The organism is Burkholderia sp. Z1, from assembly GCF_014893795.1.
In the GTDB taxonomy this organism is placed as follows: Bacteria; Pseudomonadota; Gammaproteobacteria; order Burkholderiales; family Burkholderiaceae; genus Burkholderia; species Burkholderia theae.
In genome coordinates this window covers 199,733-218,163 of record NZ_JACFYL010000001.1, presented here as the reverse complement: position 1 = coordinate 218,163, position 18,431 = coordinate 199,733, and the positions used below count along the sequence as shown (strand labels likewise).

20 protein-coding genes are annotated in these 18,431 nt (G+C 67.0%); 2 read left to right on the top strand and 18 right to left on the bottom strand.

Features of this window, described 5'->3' with window-relative positions:
- Window positions 1–269 precede the first annotated feature (269 nt).
- From H3H55_RS00950 to flhD, 17 genes are all read right to left on the bottom strand, one after another.
- Entirely contained in the window at window positions 270–650 is a 381-nt protein-coding gene (locus tag H3H55_RS00950; RefSeq protein ID WP_129513455.1) for a DUF805 domain-containing protein, read from the bottom strand.
- Window positions 651–1,040: 390 nt separating this feature from the next.
- Window positions 1,041–1,538 (bottom strand): VOC family protein, encoded by a 498-nt coding sequence (locus tag H3H55_RS00945; RefSeq protein WP_193097443.1) that lies wholly within the window; start codon window positions 1,536–1,538, stop codon window positions 1,041–1,043.
- Window positions 1,539–1,700: 162 nt separating this feature from the next.
- Window positions 1,701–2,939, bottom strand: coding sequence for a DUF3443 family protein (locus H3H55_RS00940; protein ID WP_193097442.1), 1,239 nt, complete (start codon window positions 2,937–2,939; stop codon window positions 1,701–1,703).
- 16 nt (window positions 2,940–2,955) lie between these two features.
- Complete coding sequence (locus tag H3H55_RS00935) at window positions 2,956–3,459, bottom strand: DUF2844 domain-containing protein (protein WP_193097441.1); 504 nt, start codon at window positions 3,457–3,459, stop codon at window positions 2,956–2,958.
- A 265-nt stretch (window positions 3,460–3,724) separates the two neighbouring features.
- Window positions 3,725–4,456 (bottom strand): protein phosphatase CheZ, encoded by a 732-nt coding sequence (gene cheZ, locus H3H55_RS00930; RefSeq protein WP_048248123.1) that lies wholly within the window; start codon window positions 4,454–4,456, stop codon window positions 3,725–3,727.
- A gap of 1 nt (window position 4,457) precedes the next feature.
- Complete coding sequence (gene cheY / locus H3H55_RS00925) at window positions 4,458–4,853, bottom strand: chemotaxis response regulator CheY (RefSeq protein WP_128843665.1); 396 nt, start codon at window positions 4,851–4,853, stop codon at window positions 4,458–4,460.
- 67 nt (window positions 4,854–4,920) lie between these two features.
- Complete coding sequence (locus H3H55_RS00920; protein ID WP_129513451.1) at window positions 4,921–6,012, bottom strand: protein-glutamate methylesterase/protein-glutamine glutaminase; 1,092 nt, start codon at window positions 6,010–6,012, stop codon at window positions 4,921–4,923.
- Complete coding sequence (gene cheD, locus H3H55_RS00915; RefSeq protein ID WP_048248121.1) at window positions 6,009–6,788, bottom strand: chemoreceptor glutamine deamidase CheD; 780 nt, start codon at window positions 6,786–6,788, stop codon at window positions 6,009–6,011. Before cheD ends, H3H55_RS00920 begins: the two co-directional genes overlap by 4 nt.
- Entirely contained in the window at window positions 6,785–7,771 is a 987-nt protein-coding gene (locus H3H55_RS00910; protein WP_193097440.1) for a CheR family methyltransferase, read from the bottom strand. Before H3H55_RS00910 ends, cheD begins: the two co-directional genes overlap by 4 nt.
- Window positions 7,772–7,774: 3 nt before the next feature.
- The gene (locus H3H55_RS00905; protein WP_193097439.1) at window positions 7,775–9,739 is read right to left on the bottom strand and encodes a methyl-accepting chemotaxis protein; all 1,965 of its coding nucleotides are present in this window, start codon (window positions 9,737–9,739) and stop codon (window positions 7,775–7,777) included.
- 37 nt (window positions 9,740–9,776) lie between these two features.
- Window positions 9,777–10,292, bottom strand: a complete 516-nt coding sequence (gene cheW, locus H3H55_RS00900) for a chemotaxis protein CheW (RefSeq protein WP_129513448.1) — start codon at window positions 10,290–10,292, stop codon at window positions 9,777–9,779.
- Between the two features lie 48 nt (window positions 10,293–10,340).
- The gene (cheA, locus tag H3H55_RS00895) at window positions 10,341–12,599 is read right to left on the bottom strand and encodes a chemotaxis protein CheA (protein WP_193097438.1); all 2,259 of its coding nucleotides are present in this window, start codon (window positions 12,597–12,599) and stop codon (window positions 10,341–10,343) included.
- A gap of 33 nt (window positions 12,600–12,632) precedes the next feature.
- Entirely contained in the window at window positions 12,633–13,010 is a 378-nt protein-coding gene (locus H3H55_RS00890; RefSeq protein WP_114175555.1) for a response regulator, read from the bottom strand.
- 24 nt (window positions 13,011–13,034) lie between these two features.
- Window positions 13,035–14,054, bottom strand: coding sequence for a flagellar motor protein MotB (gene motB, locus H3H55_RS00885; protein WP_048248116.1), 1,020 nt, complete (start codon window positions 14,052–14,054; stop codon window positions 13,035–13,037).
- Window positions 14,055–14,067: 13 nt separating this feature from the next.
- Window positions 14,068–14,928, bottom strand: a complete 861-nt coding sequence (gene motA, locus H3H55_RS00880) for a flagellar motor stator protein MotA (RefSeq protein WP_069255464.1) — start codon at window positions 14,926–14,928, stop codon at window positions 14,068–14,070.
- Window positions 14,929–15,108: 180 nt separating this feature from the next.
- Window positions 15,109–15,663 (bottom strand): flagellar transcriptional regulator FlhC, encoded by a 555-nt coding sequence (gene flhC / locus H3H55_RS00875; RefSeq protein WP_011350591.1) that lies wholly within the window; start codon window positions 15,661–15,663, stop codon window positions 15,109–15,111.
- 92 nt (window positions 15,664–15,755) lie between these two features.
- The gene (gene flhD / locus H3H55_RS00870; protein ID WP_039346834.1) at window positions 15,756–16,076 is read right to left on the bottom strand and encodes a flagellar transcriptional regulator FlhD; all 321 of its coding nucleotides are present in this window, start codon (window positions 16,074–16,076) and stop codon (window positions 15,756–15,758) included.
- Between flhD and H3H55_RS00865 the strand changes: the two genes are divergently transcribed.
- Window positions 16,075–16,512 carry a hypothetical protein gene (locus H3H55_RS00865; RefSeq protein WP_193099507.1) on the top strand — a complete coding sequence of 146 codons (438 nt, stop codon included), beginning with the start codon at window positions 16,075–16,077 and terminating at the stop codon, window positions 16,510–16,512. The two genes, flhD and H3H55_RS00865, sit on opposite strands and share 2 nt — an antisense overlap.
- Before the next feature lie 230 nt (window positions 16,513–16,742).
- Window positions 16,743–17,807: a glycosyltransferase family 4 protein gene (locus tag H3H55_RS00860; RefSeq protein ID WP_129513446.1), complete on the top strand. Its 1,065-nt coding sequence runs from the start codon at window positions 16,743–16,745 to the stop codon at window positions 17,805–17,807.
- Between the two features lie 105 nt (window positions 17,808–17,912).
- Here the strand turns inward: H3H55_RS00860 and H3H55_RS00855 are convergent, their stop codons facing one another.
- Window positions 17,913–18,209 (bottom strand): H-NS histone family protein, encoded by a 297-nt coding sequence (locus H3H55_RS00855; protein WP_129513445.1) that lies wholly within the window; start codon window positions 18,207–18,209, stop codon window positions 17,913–17,915.
- Window positions 18,210–18,431 lie beyond the last annotated feature (222 nt).

Sequence of the window (18,431 nt, the reverse complement as noted above, 5' to 3'; positions counted from 1 at the left end):
CATGGAGGCGTCAAACGCCGATCGGTCGAGCAAAGCCGGGAAAGGGGGGTATTTCGGGGAATCGGGCGAGCCGGTGCGAACGGGGCTGGATCCGGGGCGAAGCGACGCGCGACGGGGCGGGAAAACCTGCCGGTCAGCGGCGTGGCGAAGCGTCGGTCCCGGACGGGACGGTGACGCAGGGAAGCGGCGAAACGGTGAAGCGGCGAGGCGAAAAAAGCAGGGAAATCAGGCCCCGACGCGGCAACGTCGCGCGTCGGGGCAGGCGCCGGTCAGACCGCCGGGATCGGATCCGAGCCGAAGCGATTCGGGCCTTCGGTGCCGCGCGAGCACATCCACACGAGCAGCAGGATCCCGCCGACGATCGGAATGAACCCGAGCAGCAGGAACCAGCCCGAGCGGCCCGTGTCGTGCAGGCGGCGGACGCTGACCGCGATGCCCGGAATGATCAGGGCCAGCGAAACCAGGAAGATCACGCCGAGCAGCAGCAGCGTGATCAGGCCTGCATCGCGGCCCACCGCGCCGATCACCTGGCCGACGACCGACAGAATGCCGCTCAACAGCGCGAAATACCAGTATTCAGCACGACGCGCACGGCCTTCGAATTTCGCGTATTGATTGAGTACGGAACGAACGGCTTCAGAAAAATTCATCTTATTACCCTCCTGTTTTATATTGGCACCCCGGAAACAACGCGGGAATTATATGTTTGAATTTCGACAGGCTCCATCTCTTTTCACATGTTGGTCAGGGCGTACACCCCGTCGCGTCGCGCGCCGATACGGCGCGGGAACGGCTGCCATAGCGTATTGCGGCGCCGCAGGCTTGCATGTCGCGTCATTTAAATAATCTTCAATACCTGACAGAAACTGCAGCCTCGATAATCCAGCGTTTGATTACAACCGAATGAAACCGGGCGCGATCGATAATCGGCGCGCGAGCGCGGCATTCGATTAACCGGCCGACCGGCAATACGCCAATGCGCGAGTCGCGCCACGCTTCGCCACTCCCGATCCCGATCGAATCGCACCATGCGCGCCGACCTAGCCGGCCGCTGCGCGCTGCAGGGCGGCGAGATCGAGCTTCTTCATCGTCATCACCTGCGCCATCACGCGCTCGGCGCGCGCCGGATCGCCCGTCATCAGCTCGGATATCTGCACGGGCACGACCTGCCACGACACGCCGAAGCGGTCGCGCAGCCAGCCGCACTGCTGCGCGCGCTCGTCGCCGCCTTCGGACAGGTGCGCCCAATAGCGGTCGATCTCGTCCTGGTCGCGGCAGTTGACGACGAACGACACGGCCGGCGTGATCTGGAATGCCGGGCCGCCGTTCAGCGCGACGAACGCCTGCCCGTCGAGTTCGAACGCGACGGTCATTACCGCCCCCTCCGCCTGCCGGGACGCGTGTGCGCCGGCCTTGCCGTAGCGCGCGACATGCACGATGCGCGCATGGTCGAATACCGACACGTAGAAATCGGCTGCCGCCTCGGCGTCGTGGTCGAACCACAGGAACGGCGTGATGCGTTGTATCCGCGGGCTCATGTCGCTGCCTCCTCGATGTCGTGCCGGCCCCTGTGCCGGTCTTACATCTTAGGCGCTGCGCCCGCGCGCGGCGGCGATCCGGCCCGTAGTCCGCGCGCGGCCCGGGAATAAAAAAAGGGGGCGATCGCTCGCCCCCTTGTTCCTGCGTGCGGCCGTGCCGCGTCAGAACGCGACGAAAGGCGCCGCGCCGCCGCTTGCCGTCTTGTCCATCCCGAAGTAGATCGTCCTGCCGTAGAACTGCGGCATGCCGATGTCGAGCCAGGCGGACGAGCCGAACGGGCCCGCGATGTTGTTGAACGCGAACGTCGACGGGTTCGAGAACAGCGAATCCGCGTTCGCGACGGACATCGACACGTTGCCCGACACGCCGTTCTGGCCGGTCAGCGTCGCCCCATAGGCGGCCGTGGACGCCGGGCAGTAGAACTGCGTATTCCTCGTGCAGACCGTCTGCGACGAATCGTTGAAGAAATACGCGTTCGAACCCGTATCGAAGAACGCGGTCACGCTGCGCCCGAGGAACGACGCGCTGACGTCGCCCGTCGTGGTCGACGTCATCACGGTCTTTCCGGTCAGATCCGGCAGGCCGAATGTCAGCGTCCCGGTCGCGCTCGCCTGCCCGTTGCTCGAGATGCTCGGCATCTGCACGCTCACGCCGTTGCTGTCGGCGAAACGATGCACCGGATTGGCCACCTGCTGCGCCACCGGCACGAGCGCGATCGCGCAGTTCGCGTTGCTGCCGTTCGGGCACGCATAGTAGTTGTTGCTGGTCGACGTCGACGTCGCGCAGAGCGTGCCGCAGTCGTTCGGCGCCGGCCCGATGCCGAGGATCCCGTTCGCGCCGAGCGCGCTCGCCGAGTTGGCCGACGTGCCGCCGTTCGTGCACGAACTCGGCACGTTCGTGGTGCCGAGGTCGCCGATGATCTGCACGGGCAGCGACGCCGCCTGCTCGGTGCCGATCGACAGGTCGACCGTGCGCACCGAACCCCACGTGTAGCTCGACACGAACTTGCCGCACTCGGCGACCGGCGAACCGCCGCTCGTCACCTGCGGCAGGTTGTTGAGCACGCCCGACACCGCGCTGCCGACGAGCCGCAGCCCGTAGGACGCGGTATCGACGAGCACGTTGGTGACCACCTGGCAGTTCGACGTGCCCGGCGCGCAGACCTTCACGCTGACGGTCGGGATGTTGATCACGTTCGCGACGCCGGTGCCGACCGTGATGACGGCCGTGTTCCCGCTGTTGCCGTCCGATCCGCCCGAACCGTTGCCGTTACCGTTGCCGTTGCTGCCGGAACTGCTGCCGCCGCCGTCGCCGCCGCCACATGCCGTCACGAGCACGGCCGTCGCGGCCGCGAGACCCAGCACGCCGAGCCAGCGCTTGAATGTACGAGGAATTCTCAAGATCACTCTCCCGCTGTCACTGGATGTCGGTGCCGGCGAAGCCGGCAGGCAACGCCGCCGGCAGCCACGCCTGGCCCGAGAAGGCGCCCATGTGGCCGCCGGTCCGGATCACGAGGCCGCTCGTCTCGACGGCCACGGGCGCGCGCCAGCCGCGCGCCGCGTGCGCGGCCTGGACACCGGCGGTGTACTGCGGGAAATAGCTGCCGAGCAGCGATGCGAGGTCCGGCATCGTCGGCCCGCGCCATGCGAGGCCGAACACGCTGCCGGCGGCAGAGGTGTATTCGTGGATGACGGTGCCCGATCCGAGCGTGATCTCGCGGACGGTATAGGCGGCCGTGCTCGCCTGCATGCCGTCGGCCGAACGCATCGCACGCTGCATCGTGCGCGCGCTTGCAGCCTGATCGTCCGCCGGCGGCGACATCGGCGCGCCGCCCAGTTCAGCGTATGCGTGGACGCTCCACAGCACACCCGTTGCAGCCGCCGCGTGCGCGACGGCCCAGCCCAAGCGTTTAAGCTTCAAGTTCCCTCCCAGGGACTGGCTTCGTTGCCGGCGGCGCGGCCATCGTGCCCGCGTCGCCTGCCAACATATGAAATCGTATGAATGACGCTCCGTTGCTGCTGACGCGTAGTATGCCTGCAGCATGTGTCGACGTGTCAATTCGACCCATGCTGCACCGGGCCGCATGGGTGCGGCAAGCACGGGTAAACGTTGGGGAAAGGGCGTGACGCGTGCATCGGGCGGCCCCGCGAAACGGGGCGCGCCGATGCAATGCGATGCGGCAGGGTCAGAAGCCCAGGCTCGCGAGCAGGTCGTCGACCTGCCCCTGGTCCTGGACCACGTCGGATTTACCTTCCGGCGCGATCTGCGGGCCGTTCAGCAGCGACTCGGGGCTGCCGGTCGCGCTCATCTGCTCGGCCGCGAGCGCGGCCGCGGTGGCCGCGAACTGCTCGCGCCGCTCGGGCGCGATGTTCTCGACGAGCACGGTGAGGAGCTGCTGCTCGATCAGGTAGACCATGTCCATGATCTTCTTGATCACTTGCCCCGTCAGATCCTGGAAATCCTGCGCGAGCATGATCTCGAGCAGCTGCGCGCTGGTCGCCGACGTCGACTCGGGCAGCGTGCGCAGGAACGTGCGCGTATCGTCCATCAGCTCGCGCACTTCCGCGTGCTCGATCGGCGCCGCGTACCACTGCGCCCAGCGCGCGTCGAGCGCCTCGGCCTCGTTCTGCACGCGTTCCTGCATCGGCTTCGCGATCTCGATCGCATTCAGCACGCGCACGGCCGCCTGCTCGGTCATCGTCGCGACGTAGCGCAGCCGGTCGCGCGCATCGGGCACGGCTTCCGCCGCACGCTCGACATGCTTGTCGAGCCCGAGCTCGCGCATCGAATCGCGCAGCGCGCGCGTGACCTGGCCGATGCGCGCGAGGATGCGGTCGCTCGCGAAATCGGCGCCTTCTGGGTGGCTGTCGGCGTTGAACCCCGCGCCGGCGAGCGCCGCATGGATCGGCTCGTTCACGTCAGCTCCCGGTCTTCGCCATCTTGTCGATAATCTTGTTCAGCTTCTCGTCGAGCGTCGCGGCCGTGAACGGTTTCACGACGTAGCCGCTCGCGCCCGCCTGCGCGGCCGCGATGATGTTCTCCTTCTTCGACTCGGCCGTGACCATCAGCACCGGCAGGTGCGTGAGCGTCGCGTCCGCGCGAATTTCCTTCAGCATCGCGAGGCCGTCGAGGTTCGGCATGTTCCAGTCCGAGATCACGAATTCGTAGCCGCCGCCGCGCAGCCGCGCGAGGCCGGCCAGGCCGTCCTCGGCCTCGTCGACGTTCGAATAGCCCAGTTCCTTGAGCAGGTTGCGGACGATCCGGCGCATCGTCGGGAAATCGTCCACCACCAGGATTTTCATGCTCTTGTCCATCGTCGTTCCTTTCCAGATTCGTTTCCGTCGGGACGCGTATCGTGGCACGCGCCCCGTGACATTCCATTCAAACGCGCTGCACGCGGTCGCCCATCGTCGCCAGTCGCGCCATCACGCGGCGGCTCATCTCGGCGAGCGGCGCGATCTCGTCCGCGCCGCCAAGCGCGATCGCCTCGCGCGGCATCCCGAACACGATGCAGCTTGCTTCATCCTGCGCGAACGTGTGGGCGCCCGCGCGTTTCATTTCCAGCAGGCCGGCCGCGCCGTCGCGGCCCATCCCGGTAAGAATTACACCGATCGCGTTCTTGCCCGCGTGCGTCGCCGCCGAGCGGAACAGCACGTCGACCGACGGGCGGTGACGGTTCACCGGCGGCTCGTCCGACAGTTGCGCAATATAGTTCGCACCGCTTCTCGCGAGCAACAGGTGCGCATGGCCCGGCGCGATATACGCATGCCCCGGCAGCACGCGCTCGCCGTGCTCGGCTTCCTTCACCGCGATCCGGCACAGGCCGTTCAGCCGCTGCGCGAACGATTTCGTGAAGCCGGGCGGCATGTGCTGCGCGATCAGCACGGCCGGCGCATCCGGCGGCAGCGGCGTCAGCACTTCGCGGATCGCCTCGGTGCCGCCCGTCGATGCGCCGATGATGATCAGCTTCTCGGTACTGACGAGCGGGTTGTTGACCATCGGCGCGGCCGCCGGGCTGTCCGCCGCGCGTGCAACCGCTTGCGGCTGCGGCGCCTGGCGCACGCGCGCGCGCGACGCCGCGCGGATCTTGTCGGCGAGCTTCTCCGCGTAGTCGAGCATCCCGTCGCGAATCCCGACGCGCGGTTTCGTGACGAAATCCACCGCGCCGAGTTCGAGCGCGCGCAGCGTGATTTCCGAACCGCGCTCGGTCAGCGACGACACCATCACGACCGGCATCGGCCGCAGGCGCATCAGCTTCTCGAGGAAGTCGAGCCCGTCCATGCGCGGCATTTCGACGTCCAGCGTGAGCACGTCGGGATTGTGCTGCTTGATGAGCTCGCGCGCGACGAGCGGATCGGGCGCGGTCGCGCACACCGTCATGTCGGGCTGGCTGTTGATGATCTCGGTCATCAGGCTGCGGATCAGCGCCGAATCGTCGACGCACAATACTTTGATCTTCTGCACTGCGGTCATGCCTCCTGCTTTCTTGATAGATTCGCCGCATACGGGCCTCCGGCGCCCGGGCTCCCCGGGTTCGCCGCCCGCACGCCGCCGGCACTCGCGCTGCCGCCCGGCGCCGCACCGCGCGCGCCGAACAGCTCGATGCGCGGGCGCGCCGGCTGCGGCGCGGCCGGCCGCTTCGCCTGGAACAGCTCGACATGCGCGCGCGGCCGTGCGGCACGCAAGCGGTCGGCCTCGCGTGCCAGCGCGGCTTCGCGCTCGGTCACGCCCGGCACCTGCAGCCGCAGCTTCTTCACCATCGCGCGACCCGTGCGCGGCATGAACGCGACCTTGCGCGGATGGACGTCCTGCAGGTCCTCCGCCGTGATGCGGATGCGCTCGAGCGCCAGGTAGCGGCGCACGAAATCCGCGTTGCGATCGCCGATGTTGATGGTCGTCATCCCGGCCAGCACGGCCGCGCCGCCGAACACCTTCGCCTCGAGGCGCTCGCGGCGCCCGCCGGCCTTGATCAGCTCGTTGATCAGCACTTCCATCGCATACGCGCCGTAACGCATCGATTCGGACGCGGTCGCGCCCGCATCGGCGCCGTCGTCGGGCAGCATGAAGTGGTTCATCCCGCCGATGCCGGCGTACGGATCGTGAATGCACGCGGCGACGCACGAGCCGAGCACGGTCATCAGCACCATGTCCTCGGACGTTGTGTAGAACTCGTTCGGCAACAGCTTCACGCCGGGACAGCCGAAATGGTTGTCGAAGTAGCGATTCGTCGCGATCGGCAGGGCACTCATCCGCGATCTCCATAAGCGGGCGCGGCGGCCCGCGCCGGAGCGCGCGACGGCATGGCCGCCGCCGCGGGCGCCTGCGCAGCACGCGGCCGCGCACCCTGCGCGGCGTCGCGTGTCAGTTCGTACACCGTCTGCCCGCGCAGCCGGAATCCCTGCGTGACGTACGTGAAGTTTTCCGAATGGCCGGCGAACAGCAGCCCGCCCGGCTTCACCAGCGGCTCGAAGCGCGACAGCACCTGCCCCTGCGTCGGCTTGTCGAAGTAGATCATCACGTTGCGGCAGAAGATCGCGTCGAACGGCTTCGCGATCCCGTAGTCCGCATCGGTCAGGTTCAGTTGCTCGAAGCGGATCATCGCGCGCAGCTCGGGGCGCACCTTCACGCGGCCGGCCTGCGGGCCCGTGCCCTTCAGGAAGAAGCGCTTCAGCCGCTCCGGCGTCAGGTGCTTGACCTGGTCGTACGTATAGATGCCGGCTTCCGCCTTCGCGAGCACCTGCGTGTCGAGATCGGTCGCGAGGATCGACGCGCCGCGCGCCGCCGATTCGCCGAGCGCCTCGATCAGCGTGATCGCAATCGAATAAGGCTCCTCGCCGGTCGACGCCGCCGAGCACCAGACCGACACGGGTGCCGGCCGCCCCTTCACGAAATCCGCCAGGATCGGGAAATGGTGCGACTCGCGGAAGAACGCGGTCAGGTTCGTGGTCAGCGCATTGGTGAACGCTTCCCACTCGAGCGGATCGTCTTCCTGCTCGAGCAGGTCGAGGTAGTCGCGGAACGTGTCGAGACCGCGCGCACGCAGCCGCCGCGCGAGACGGCTGTACGCCATGTCGCGCTTGTGCTCGGACAGCGAGATCCCCGCACGTTGGTGGATCAGCGCGCGAATGCGCGCGAAATCCGCGCCCGTGAACGCAAAGTCGCGCCCCGGCTCGCCCGCTCGGGGCGCGGCATCCGGTGCATCGGGTCGAAATGGCGCGCGCGCGTGCGGCATGGTTTAGAAGGTCTCCCAGTCGTCGTCGGACGTGCCGGCCGCGGCCGCGGCCGGCTTCTCGCCGTTCAGCGCCGGGCGCACGAGCGCGGGCTTCGCGGCCGGCTTGTCCGCCGGTGCGGCCGTCTTCGCGAGACGCGGGCCGTAGCCGCCGGCGGCGGTGCCACGGCCTGCCGGTGCCTCTTTCGGCGTGCGCGGCGCGGGTTCCGCCGCGCGCTTCGGTTCGCGGCTGGCGACCGGCGCGGCGGCATGCGACGCCGGCGCGGCGCGCCGTGCGGATGACGCGGCAGCCTGCGGTGCCGGCAACGCGGCAACCGGCGCGGCGTCGTAACGCGGCTCCGACGGCAACGCCGGCACGGCCGCCGCTTCATGCGCGATCGACCGCACGGCGCTGCGCGACGGCGCGAGCACGATGCCGCCCGCCACGCGCCAGTCCGACACGATCGCCTTCATCTGGCGCGTCTGCTCCTCGAGCGACGCAGCCGCAGCGGCCGCCTGCTCGACGAGCGCCGCGTTCTGCTGCGTGACCGAATCCATCTGGCCGACCGCGCGATTGACCTGCTCGATGCCGGTCGACTGCTCGTCCGACGCGGCGCTGATCTCGCCCATGATGTCGGTCACGCGGCGCACGGCCTGCACGATCTCGTCCATCGTCGAGCCCGCGCGCGCGACGAGCGCCGACCCGCTCTCGACCTTCTCGGACGAATCGCCGATCAGCTGCTTGATTTCCTTCGCGGCGCTCGCGCTGCGCTGCGCGAGCGAGCGCACCTCGCCCGCGACCACCGCGAAGCCGCGGCCCTGCTCGCCCGCGCGTGCGGCTTCGACCGCCGCGTTCAGCGCGAGGATGTTGGTCTGGAACGCGATGCCCTCGATCGTGCCGATGATGTCGACGACCTTGCCCGAGCTCGCCGCGATGTCCTGCATCGTCGACACGACCTGGCCGACCACGTCGCCGCCCTGCGTCGCGATGTCCGACGCGTTCACCGCGAGCTGGCTCGCCTGCCGCGCGTTCTCCGCGTTCTGCCGCACGGTGCCCGTCAGCTGCTCCATGCTCGACGCGGTTTCCTGCAGCGACGCGGCCTGCTCCTCGGTGCGCTGCGACAGGTCGACGTTGCCGGTCGCGATCTCGCGTGCGCCGACGTCGATCGATTCGGTGCCGCGATGCACGGCCTGCACCATCGTCGTGACGGCGTCCTGCATCCGCTTGATGCCGCCGAACAGGCGGCCGATCTCGTTCGTGCTGAACACGTTCACCGGCTGCGTGAGGTCGCCGCCGGCGATGCGCTCGAAGTGCGCGATCGCATCCTCGAGCGGCTTCACGATCAGCCCGCGCAGCGCGAAGCGGATCAAGATCACGACGACGAACGCGATCGCGATGCCGGCCGCGATCAGCGCGACCATCAGCGAGATCTGCGACTGCGTCGCGGCCTGGCGGTCTTCCGCGCGCTTCTGCAGCGACGCGACCACGGCCGACGCGGCGAGGTCGTAAGCGACGAACATCGGGCTGATCTTCGTGTCGGCGACCGCGTGGTACGCGGCCATGTCGCCCGCGCGCGCGGCCGCGAACTCGGGCTCGACGCCTTCCTTCACGATCGTCGCGTAACGTGCGGACAACTCGTCGACGAGCGCCTGCTCGACCCCGAGCTTCGGCGTCGACTGGAACGCCTGCCAGTTCTGGTTCGACTTCGCGTACAGCTCCTGCGCGCGGTCGAGTACCTTGGCCGCGTCGGCCGTGTTGCCGGCTTCCGTCAGCGACCGGAAGCGGTCGAGCGACACGCGTGCGCGCAGCAGATACGACGACGTGTCGTCGAGCGCATGGATCGCCGGCAGGTCGACGTGCGCGATCTCGTCGAGCGAGCGGCTCGCATGATTGAGCGCGTAGAGGCCGAGCCCGCCGACCGCGGCGGCCAGGCACACGAGGATGAGTCCGACCGCCGTCAGCGTCGTGCGGATCGACCAGTTATGCAACATTGCAGATTCTCCCGAAATTCCTGCGCGCGCGGCGCGCTTACCCGCCGAGCGTCTCGATCAGCGCCATTTCACGGCTCGACATCAGCTTCTCGATGTCCATCAGGATCAGCATCCGGCCGTCGACCGTGCCGAGGCCCGTCAGGTACTCGGTCGTCAGCGTCGCGCCGAATTCCGGCGCCGGCATGATCTGGTCGGTCTGCAGCGTCAGCACGTCCGACACGCCGTCGACCACCATCCCGACCACGCGATGCGCGACGTTCAGGATGATCACGACGGTCTGGTGGTCGTACTCGACGCGGCCGAGATGGAACTTGATCCGCATGTCGACGATCGGCACGATGATCCCGCGCAGGTTGATCACGCCCTTGATGAATTCCGGCGCGTTCGCGATGCGCGTGACGCTGTCGTAGCCGCGGATTTCCTGCACCTTCAGGATGTCGATCCCGTATTCCTCGTCACCGAGCGTGAACACGAGGAATTCCTGGCCCGTCGCATCGCCTTGTTCCGCGTCACGGCGGCTGTTTGCCGCGTTCGCCGCGGCCGGATTGATCATTTGGACTTCAGCAGGCACGTTTGCCCCCAATCGGTTGAATGGCGAGAGTCAGAACATCGCGAGCTCGGCGCCGGCACGGGCGCCGTGCATCGCACGGGTTTCGCGGTTCAGCGCCGCGACGTCGACGATCAGCGCGACACTGCCGTCGCCGAGGATGGTCGCCGCCGAGATGCCATGCACCTTGCGGTAATTCGTTTCGAGGTTCTTCACGACGACCTGCTGCTGGCCGACCAGCTCGTCGATCAGCATCGCGAAGCGACGCCCCTCGGTTTCCATGATCGTGACGATCCCCTGCGTCGGGTCGGTGCGCGCGTCCTCGACCGAGAACACTTCGTGCAGCGCGACGAGCGGCAGGTATTCGCCGCGCACGCGCACCACGCGCTCGCCGTTGCCGACCGTGTAGATGTCGTCGTTCGACGGCTGCAGCGACTCCATCACGAAGTTCAGCGGCAGGATGAAGATCTCGTTGCCGACCTTCACCGACATCCCGTCGAGGATTGCCAGCGTGAGCGGCAGCACGATCCGCGTGGTCGTGCCGCGGCCGGCCAGCGACGTGATCTCGACGTGGCCGCCCATCGACTGGATGTTGCGCTTCACGACGTCCATCCCGACACCGCGGCCCGACACGTCGGTCACGGTCTCGGCGGTCGAGAAGCCCGGCGCGAATATCAGGTTCCACACCTCTTCGTCGCTGATGTTGTCGGACACCTGCATGCCCTGCTTCGCGGCCTTCGCGAGGATCCGTTCGCGGTTCAGGCCCGCGCCGTCGTCGCTCACCTCGATCACGATGTTGCCGCCGTGATGCGCGGCCGACAGCACGAGCTGGCCGACAGCGTCCTTGCCGGCGGCGACGCGCTTGTCGACGGTTTCGATCCCGTGGTCGAGGCTGTTGCGCACCAGGTGCGTGAGCGGATCGATGATCCGTTCGATCAGGCTCTTGTCGAGCTCGGTCGCCTGGCCGAACGTGACGAGCTCGACCTGCTTGCCGAGCTTGCCGGCGAGGTCGCGCACGAGCCGCGGGAAGCGGCTGAACACGTAGTCCATCGGCATCATGCGGATCGACATCACGGCTTCCTGCAGGTCGCGCGCATTGCGCTCGAGCTGCGCCATCCCGTTGAACAGGCGGTCGTGCAGTGCCGGATCGAAGGCGGTCGCCGTCTCCGCGAGCATCGCCTGTGTGATCACGAGCTCGCCGACGAGGTTGATCAGCTGGTCGACCTTCTCGACGCCGACGCGGATCGAGCTGCCTTCGGCGCCCGATGCGGCCGCGGCGGCCGGGCGCGCGCGCTTGTCGTCGTGGTGCACGGCGGCCTGCGCCGCGTGTTCGGCCTGCGGCTGCTGGGGTTGTTGCTGCGGTTGTGCGGCGGCGGCCGGCTCCGCGGCGGCGGTCGCCGGTGCCGGTGCGACGGCCTGAGGCGCGAACACCTCGACCCGCGCGGCGGGTTGTGCGGCCGCGGCCGGTTCGACAGTCGGTTCGGCAGCTGGTGCCGCGACGTCCTGCGCGGCGGCCGGTGCCGCCGGCGCGGCAGGCGCCGTGCCGTGCGCGACGCGGATCTGGCTTTCGTCGATCACGAAGCAGCACACCGCGACGATGTCGTCGGACGGCACGTCCGATTCGAGCCACAGCGTCAGGTCGGCGCCCGCTTCCTCGCGGCCAACGATCCGGCCGAGGTTGCCGAGTTCCTCGCTGAGCAGCGCCTGGTCCTTCGCGTCGACGCCCAGCAGCGTGATCTTCAGGTGCGGGCCGCTTTCGCCGGCTTCGGCCGCCGGATGCGCGGCCGCGACCGCCTGCTCGATCACGTGATCGGGCGCACGATCGCCGCTGGCGGCGGGCTCCGCGGCCGGTGCGGCCGGTGCAGCAGCCACGGCAACAGGCGCGACAGGCGCAGCAGGCACGGCCGCCGGTGCCCCCGCGCCGCTCTCGGCCTTCAGCCGTTCGAGCTTCGCGCAGATCGTCGCGGCGGCGGCCGCGTCCGGTTCGGCGCTCGCGCGGTAGTCGACGAGCTGGTCGGACAGCACGTCCTTGGTCTCGAGGAACGCATCGACCATTTCCTTGGTCAGCGTCAGCTCATGGTTGCGCGCGCGGTCGAGCAGCGATTCGAGGATGTGCGTCGTATCGGTCAGCGCGGAAAAGCCGAACGTCGCCGCGCCGCCCTTGATCGAATGCGCGGCACGGAAAATCGCGGCAAGATCCTCGGGGTCGGGCGAGCCGACGTCGAGGTTCAGCAGCAATTGCTCCATCTGCGCGAGCAACTCGTCCGCTTCGTCGAAAAAGGTCTGGTAGAACTGCGTGATGTCGAGAGTCATGCCCGGTCACCGGTTGGATTCGTCGCGTTCATGTCAGGAGGCGGCCGGCTCGGACAGCGTCGCGACCAGGTCGACCAGCACGGCCGGGTCGATCGGCTTCTCGATCCAGCCGGTCGCACCCGCGTCGCGTGCGGCGTCCTTGAAGGCATCGCTGCCCTCCGTTGTCAGTACGAGGATCGGCGTGTCCGCATACGCGGTCAGCTTGCGCAGCGCGGCGATCACCTCGAGCCCGCTCTTGCGCGGCATGTTCTGGTCGGTCAGCACCAGGTCGTACGGCGCGGTCGCGGCCATGTCGAAGCCGGCTTCGCCGTCCGGCGCCACCGTCACGTCGTAGCCGGCCTGCGCAAGCGTTGCCTGCAGCAGCGCACGCATGGTCGCGGAGTCGTCGATGGCGAGAATGGTTCGGATCATGTCTGTCTCGGAATCTTGGATACGTCAGGGTTTCGGCGCCGCGACGGCGGCGCTCGCGACCACCGGACGCGCGGCCGGCGACGGGCCGCCGAGCTGCTGCGCGAGCAGCTTCGAGCCCGCCGCGTCGGCCGACAGCGTCGTGGTCGTCGCGTCGTCGCGCATCAGCGCTTCTTCGGATTTGCGGTTCAGCACGATCACGCTGATCCGGCGGTTTTCCGGATCGAGCGGGTCGGCCTTGTTCAGGTTCTGCGTCGACGCGAGCCCGAGCACGCGCAGCACTTTCGCCTCGTCCATGCCGCCGGAGATCAATTCGCGGCGCGACGCGTTCGCGCGGTCGGCCGACAGCTCCCAGTTGCTGTAGCCGCCCTCGCCGCCCGCGTACGGCACGGCGTCGGTGTGGCCCTGGACGATGATCCGGTTCGGCACGTCGTTCAGCGTCTTGCCGATCTCGCGCAGGATGTCGCGCATGTACGGCTCGACGTGGTCGCTCGACATCGCGAACATCGGCCGCTTCTGCGTATCGACGATCTCGATGCGCAGCCCCATCAGCGTCGAGTCGATGCGGATCTGCTGCTTGAACTGGCGCAGCGTCGGATTGGCCTCGATCGCGGCCATCAGCTTGATCTGCAGGTCGTGCAGGCGCGCCTGCTCGCGCCGCTCGATCGCGCCCTGCGCCTGCGCTTGCGCCTGCTCGTCGACCGGCTTCGCGACCCGCTCGGCCAGCGACGTCGTGCCGTCGGTGCGGCGCAGCGTGCCGGCGTCGACGCTCGACAGGTCGCGGCCGCCGGCGTTGATGATGCTGGAGTCCTGCGAGTTGCGGTCGCCGCTGCCGAGCAGCGCGGCCTTCAGCGGCGTGTTGAAGTATTCGGCGATCCCCTTCAGCTGCACCGGCGTGACCGAGCTCAGCAGCCACATCAGCAGGAAGAACGCCATCATCGCGGTCATGAAGTCCGCGTACGCGAGCTTCCATGCGCCGCCGTGGTGGCCCTTCTTCGCCGGGGCCACCCGCTTGACGACGATCGCGCGATCCTTGCTCTTGCTCATCGTGCGCTCCGCGTCACTTCGCCTTCACGCGGCGCACGTGCTCTTCGAGCTCGGAAAACGACGGCCGCTCGGTCGAGAACAGCACCTTGCGGCCGAACTCGACGGCAATCGCCGGTGCATAGCCGTTCAGCGTCGCGAGGATCGTCACCTTGATGCACTGGAACATCTTGGTCGACTCGGCGACGCGCTGCTCCGCGAGGCTCGCGAGCGGCCCGATCAGCCCGTACGACAGCAGGATCCCGAGGAACGTGCCGACCAGCGCCTGCGCGATCATCGCGCCGAGCACCGCGGGCGGCTTGTCGGCGGACGCCATCGTGTGCACGACGCCCATCACGGCCGCGACGATACCGAACGCCGGCATCGCGTCGCCGACGCGCATCAGCGCGTGCGCGGGGCCTTCGCCTTCCGCGTGGTGCGTCTCGATCTCCTCGTCCATCAGGCTCTCGATCTCGAACGCGTTCATGTTGCCGCCCACCATCAGGCGCAGGTAGTCGGTCAGGAATTCGACGATGTGGCGATCGGCGAGGATTTTCGGGTATTGCGTGAAGATCGGGCTCTTTTCCGGATCGTCGATGTCGGCCTCGAGCGTCAGCGTGCCTTCCTTGCGCGCCTTCGCGAGCAGCACGTACAGGAGCGCCATCAGCTCCATATAGACGTCCTTCGTGTATTTCGAGCCCTTGAAGAGCGTCGGCAGCACGCGCAGCGTCGCCTTGATGGTCTTGCCGCCGTTGCCGAGGATGAATGCGCCGACACCGGCGCCCGCGATCATCAGGATCTCGACGGGCTGGATCAAGGCGCCCAGATGCCCGCCTGCCAGCGCATAACCGCCGAAGACGGACAACAGCGTCACGAGTGTTCCCACGATAATCAGCACTGCCTGTCCCTCACGAAAGACCGGCGGGGAGACCGCCGTTAATCAGGTTTACGGCAGTCGGCAGGAAAACTTTCGCGGCCGCTCGATGACGGCCCGGCGGTGTTTACCAGCAATTCGCAGACGATTCGCGCGGCCCGCGGGCGCCGCTCGCGCCCCGTCCGGCCCCGCCCGGCCCGGCGCTCAGGCCGCGGCGGCGGCCAGTTCTGCGCGCGCGGCGGCGGCCTTGCGGGTCTTGCCCGCGCGCGACGGCGGCTGGCACAGGCCGCAGACGAAACCTTGATGCGGATCATGCGCATGCGCGACGAAGTGGCCGCCGCAGCGCGTGCACGGGGTCATCTGCAGCATCCCCGAATCGAAGAAGCGCACGAGCGTCCACGCGCGCGTGAGGCTCAGCGCGGCCTCGTCGCCGGACAGGTTCACGTGCTCCTGATAGAGCCGGTACGCCTTCACGATCGACTGGATCGGCTCGCAGCGGCCGTGGTCCTGCATGAACCGGTAGATGTTGTAGAACAGCGACGAGTGGATGTTCGGCTGCCACGTCATGAACCAGTCGGTCGAGAACGGCAGCATCCCCTTCGGCGGCGACACGCCCTTCAGTTCCTTGTACAGCTTGATCAGACGGTCCCGCGACAGGCTCGTCTCCGCCTCCAGCAATTGCAGCCGGGCGCCCAGTTCGATCAGTTCGATGGCGAGGGTGATTTCCTTCACCTCGATCACGACGCTTTTGCTTGCCATGGTGAAAACCGTCCGCTTGACGTTGTTCGGATGGATGGCCAATACGCTGCCCGCCGGCGCGGCACGCCGGGACACACGCAAGGCGGGATGGATCAGCGGACGCCTTCGACCTGCTGTCCGGCCATCAGGATGGCCGAGTGGGCGTGCGCGACGACATCGCTGCGGCCTTTGTCGGCGAGCGAGGACAGCAGCGCGTGATCGTCGAAGCGGAAACGGCACAGCATCTGGTTGGACGCGGCGAGCTTCACGGTCTGTGCGAGCGTGAGGTTCGCGAGCAGGTCGGCCAGTTCCTGGGAAATTCCCATGCGGAACATGCCCATCGCCTTGTCTTCCCGCAGCAGGCGTTGCGCGAGGAGGAGGTACGACAGGTTGACCTCTTTGATCTCACTGAGCATTTCGCTGGTAGCGCTCATGATTCCCCCGTTAAAGAGCTTTGCTTTGGCCATTCATGTTATGAAAACGTTTGCTCGCTCGGAGCGCTCTTGGCGCTCGGTCGGCTCGTTTATAGTCTTACAGGGCGAATTTTGGCCAAACGGCATTTATGCCGGTATCAGCGAAGTGGCGTATGCCATGCAGGATTTGTCTGTAAACCGTGTAGGAATTTTTCCGACAAGGCGAATTGAAAGGAACCGGAAGGAAAACGACGGGTGGCGCGGGTTCCGCCGTGATGTGCCCGATGGCCGCCGCGCAATGGCGGAAGGCTTGCCGGCAAGGCTGCCGACAATCGGATCGGTAAAAATTATAGAGCTTTTTCACGTTGACGCAACAATAGATGCGTCTATCTCCATTTGTGTTTCCGCGCCCTTTTTCTCGGGGTTTTCGTGTATTTCATCGTGTAACAAGCCTTAAGTGTTTGAAAAATCACTCGAACCCTACAGTGCGATATCGATAATGACCTCCAATGGGCGGCGGCGCGAGCCGTGCCGGCCCGCCCCGCAGCTTGCCGTCCGGCGCCCCGCGCACCCCGCCCAGGGCCCGGCCACGTACCGCCAACAGCGTGCGTCGGCGAGTTCCGCAACCTTGTAGGGGATCCGTATTGGCGCCCAAGCGCCCAAGCGGATCGACACCGGAGATCACCCATGCGAATTGCCCAGATCGCGCCGCTTTACGAAGCCGTTCCGCCGAAACTCTATGGCGGCACCGAGCGTGTCGTGTCCTACCTCACCGAGGCGCTCGTCGAACTTGGCCACGACGTCACGCTGTTCGCGAGCGGCGACTCCGTTACGTCGGCCCGTCTCGAGGCGGCCTGGCCGCGCGCACTGCGGCTCGACCCGTCGATCCGCGACTCGATGGCGCCCCATATGCGGCTCCTCGAGCAGGTCGCCCGTGTCGCGCACGAATTCGACGTGCTGCACTTCCACCTCGACTACCTGCCGTTCCCGCTGATGTCGCGCCTCGACACGCCTTACGTGACGACGCTGCACGGCCGCCTCGACTTGCCCGAGCTGCAGCCCGTGTTCGACGCGTTCCCGGACGCACCGGTCGTGTCGATCTCGAACAACCAGCGCAAGCCGCTGCCGCAGGCCGCGTGGGCCGGCACCGTGTATCACGGGCTGCCCGACACGCTGCTCACGCCGCAGCCGGGCGTGAAGCCCGAATACCTCGCGTTCCTCGGCCGCATCTGCCCCGAAAAGCGCGTCGACACGGCAATCCGGATCGCCGCGCAAAGCGGGCTCCCGCTGAAGATCGCCGCGAAGGTCGACAAGGCCGACGCCGACTATTTCAAGGAAGTGATCGAGCCGCTGCTCGGCGAGGCGCACGTCGAGTTCATCGGCGAGATCAACGAAGCGCAGAAGCCCGCCTTCCTGTCCGGCGCGAAGGCGCTGCTGTTCCCGATCGACTGGCCGGAACCGTTCGGCCTCGTGATGATCGAGGCGATGGCCTGCGGCACGCCGGTCGTCGCGTTCAACCGCGGTTCGGTGCCGGAAGTGATCGAGGACGGCGTGACCGGCTTCATCGTCGAGGACGTGCAGGGCGCGGTCGGCGCGCTGCACCGGATCGACAGCCTGTCGCGCACCGCGATCCGCGAACGTTTCGACACGCGTTTCAGCTCGAAGGCAATGGCGCAGCGTTATGTCGAAACTTACGAAACGCTTTGCACGACGACCCGGCAACCGACATTGCGCCGGGTTGCAGGCGCCTGACGCGGAAATCCGCGCGGAAATATTCCGTAAAATTCGCGCCGAAATCGGCGCGCAATACAAAAGAGCCGCATCGACGATGCGGCTCTTTTCTTTTGGGGCTTTCAGTCATTCGATCAGGAATCGATCGCGGTTTTTCCCGACGATCCAATTCGGCGGCTTGCCGCGCCCGCTCCAGGTCGCGCCGGACTTCGGATCGCGAAATTTCGGCGGCAGCGGCGACTTCTTGGGCGGACGGCCGCGCCGTGCCCGCTCCGCGAAGCCCAGGTCCTGGGCCGTCAAGCCGTATTCGGCAATCATTCGCTGGACGTCGGCAATGACGGCCGCCACTTCCTGGCGGCGCACGTCGTCCGCCTGGGCCTGCAGATCAGCGATCTGCGCCTTGAGTTTCGCGTATTGAGACATTTTTCGACTCCCTTTTTTCGATGATGCGGCCCCGGCGAATCCACCGGGACACAAACATCCGTTACGTCATCCGCACTGCCGCCCTACCCTTCGAAATAAATGCTGTCATCTTTAACCGAATCGGCTATATCGAGAATGCGGACTTATTCTAATAAAAGGCATTCGTCAGCCATTCAAATTTAACAATCGTTGACCCTCCCGGACCCGATTCATTTCCTATAA

Coding starts and splice junctions, on each gene's coding strand:
- H3H55_RS00950 (WP_129513455.1), bottom strand. CDS start 650: ATGAATTTTTCTGAAGCCGTTCGTTCCGTACTCAATCAATACGCGAAA.
- H3H55_RS00945 (WP_193097443.1), bottom strand. CDS start 1,538: ATGAGCCCGCGGATACAACGCATCACGCCGTTCCTGTGGTTCGACCAC.
- cheY (WP_128843665.1), bottom strand. CDS start 4,853: ATGGACAAGAGCATGAAAATCCTGGTGGTGGACGATTTCCCGACGATG.
- H3H55_RS00920 (WP_129513451.1), bottom strand. CDS start 6,012: ATGACCGCAGTGCAGAAGATCAAAGTATTGTGCGTCGACGATTCGGCG.
- cheD (WP_048248121.1), bottom strand. CDS start 6,788: ATGAGTGCCCTGCCGATCGCGACGAATCGCTACTTCGACAACCATTTC.
- H3H55_RS00910 (WP_193097440.1), bottom strand. CDS start 7,771: ATGCCGCACGCGCGCGCGCCATTTCGACCCGATGCACCGGATGCCGCG.
- H3H55_RS00905 (WP_193097439.1), bottom strand. CDS start 9,739: ATGTTGCATAACTGGTCGATCCGCACGACGCTGACGGCGGTCGGACTC.
- cheW (WP_129513448.1), bottom strand. CDS start 10,292: ATGATCAATCCGGCCGCGGCGAACGCGGCAAACAGCCGCCGTGACGCG.
- cheA (WP_193097438.1), bottom strand. CDS start 12,599: ATGACTCTCGACATCACGCAGTTCTACCAGACCTTTTTCGACGAAGCG.
- H3H55_RS00890 (WP_114175555.1), bottom strand. CDS start 13,010: ATGATCCGAACCATTCTCGCCATCGACGACTCCGCGACCATGCGTGCG.
- motB (WP_048248116.1), bottom strand. CDS start 14,054: ATGAGCAAGAGCAAGGATCGCGCGATCGTCGTCAAGCGGGTGGCCCCG.
- flhC (WP_011350591.1), bottom strand. CDS start 15,663: ATGGCAAGCAAAAGCGTCGTGATCGAGGTGAAGGAAATCACCCTCGCC.
- H3H55_RS00865 (WP_193099507.1), top strand. CDS start 16,075: ATGATTCCCCCGTTAAAGAGCTTTGCTTTGGCCATTCATGTTATGAAA.
- flhD (WP_039346834.1), bottom strand. CDS start 16,076: ATGAGCGCTACCAGCGAAATGCTCAGTGAGATCAAAGAGGTCAACCTG.
- H3H55_RS00860 (WP_129513446.1), top strand. CDS start 16,743: ATGCGAATTGCCCAGATCGCGCCGCTTTACGAAGCCGTTCCGCCGAAA.
- H3H55_RS00855 (WP_129513445.1), bottom strand. CDS start 18,209: ATGTCTCAATACGCGAAACTCAAGGCGCAGATCGCTGATCTGCAGGCC.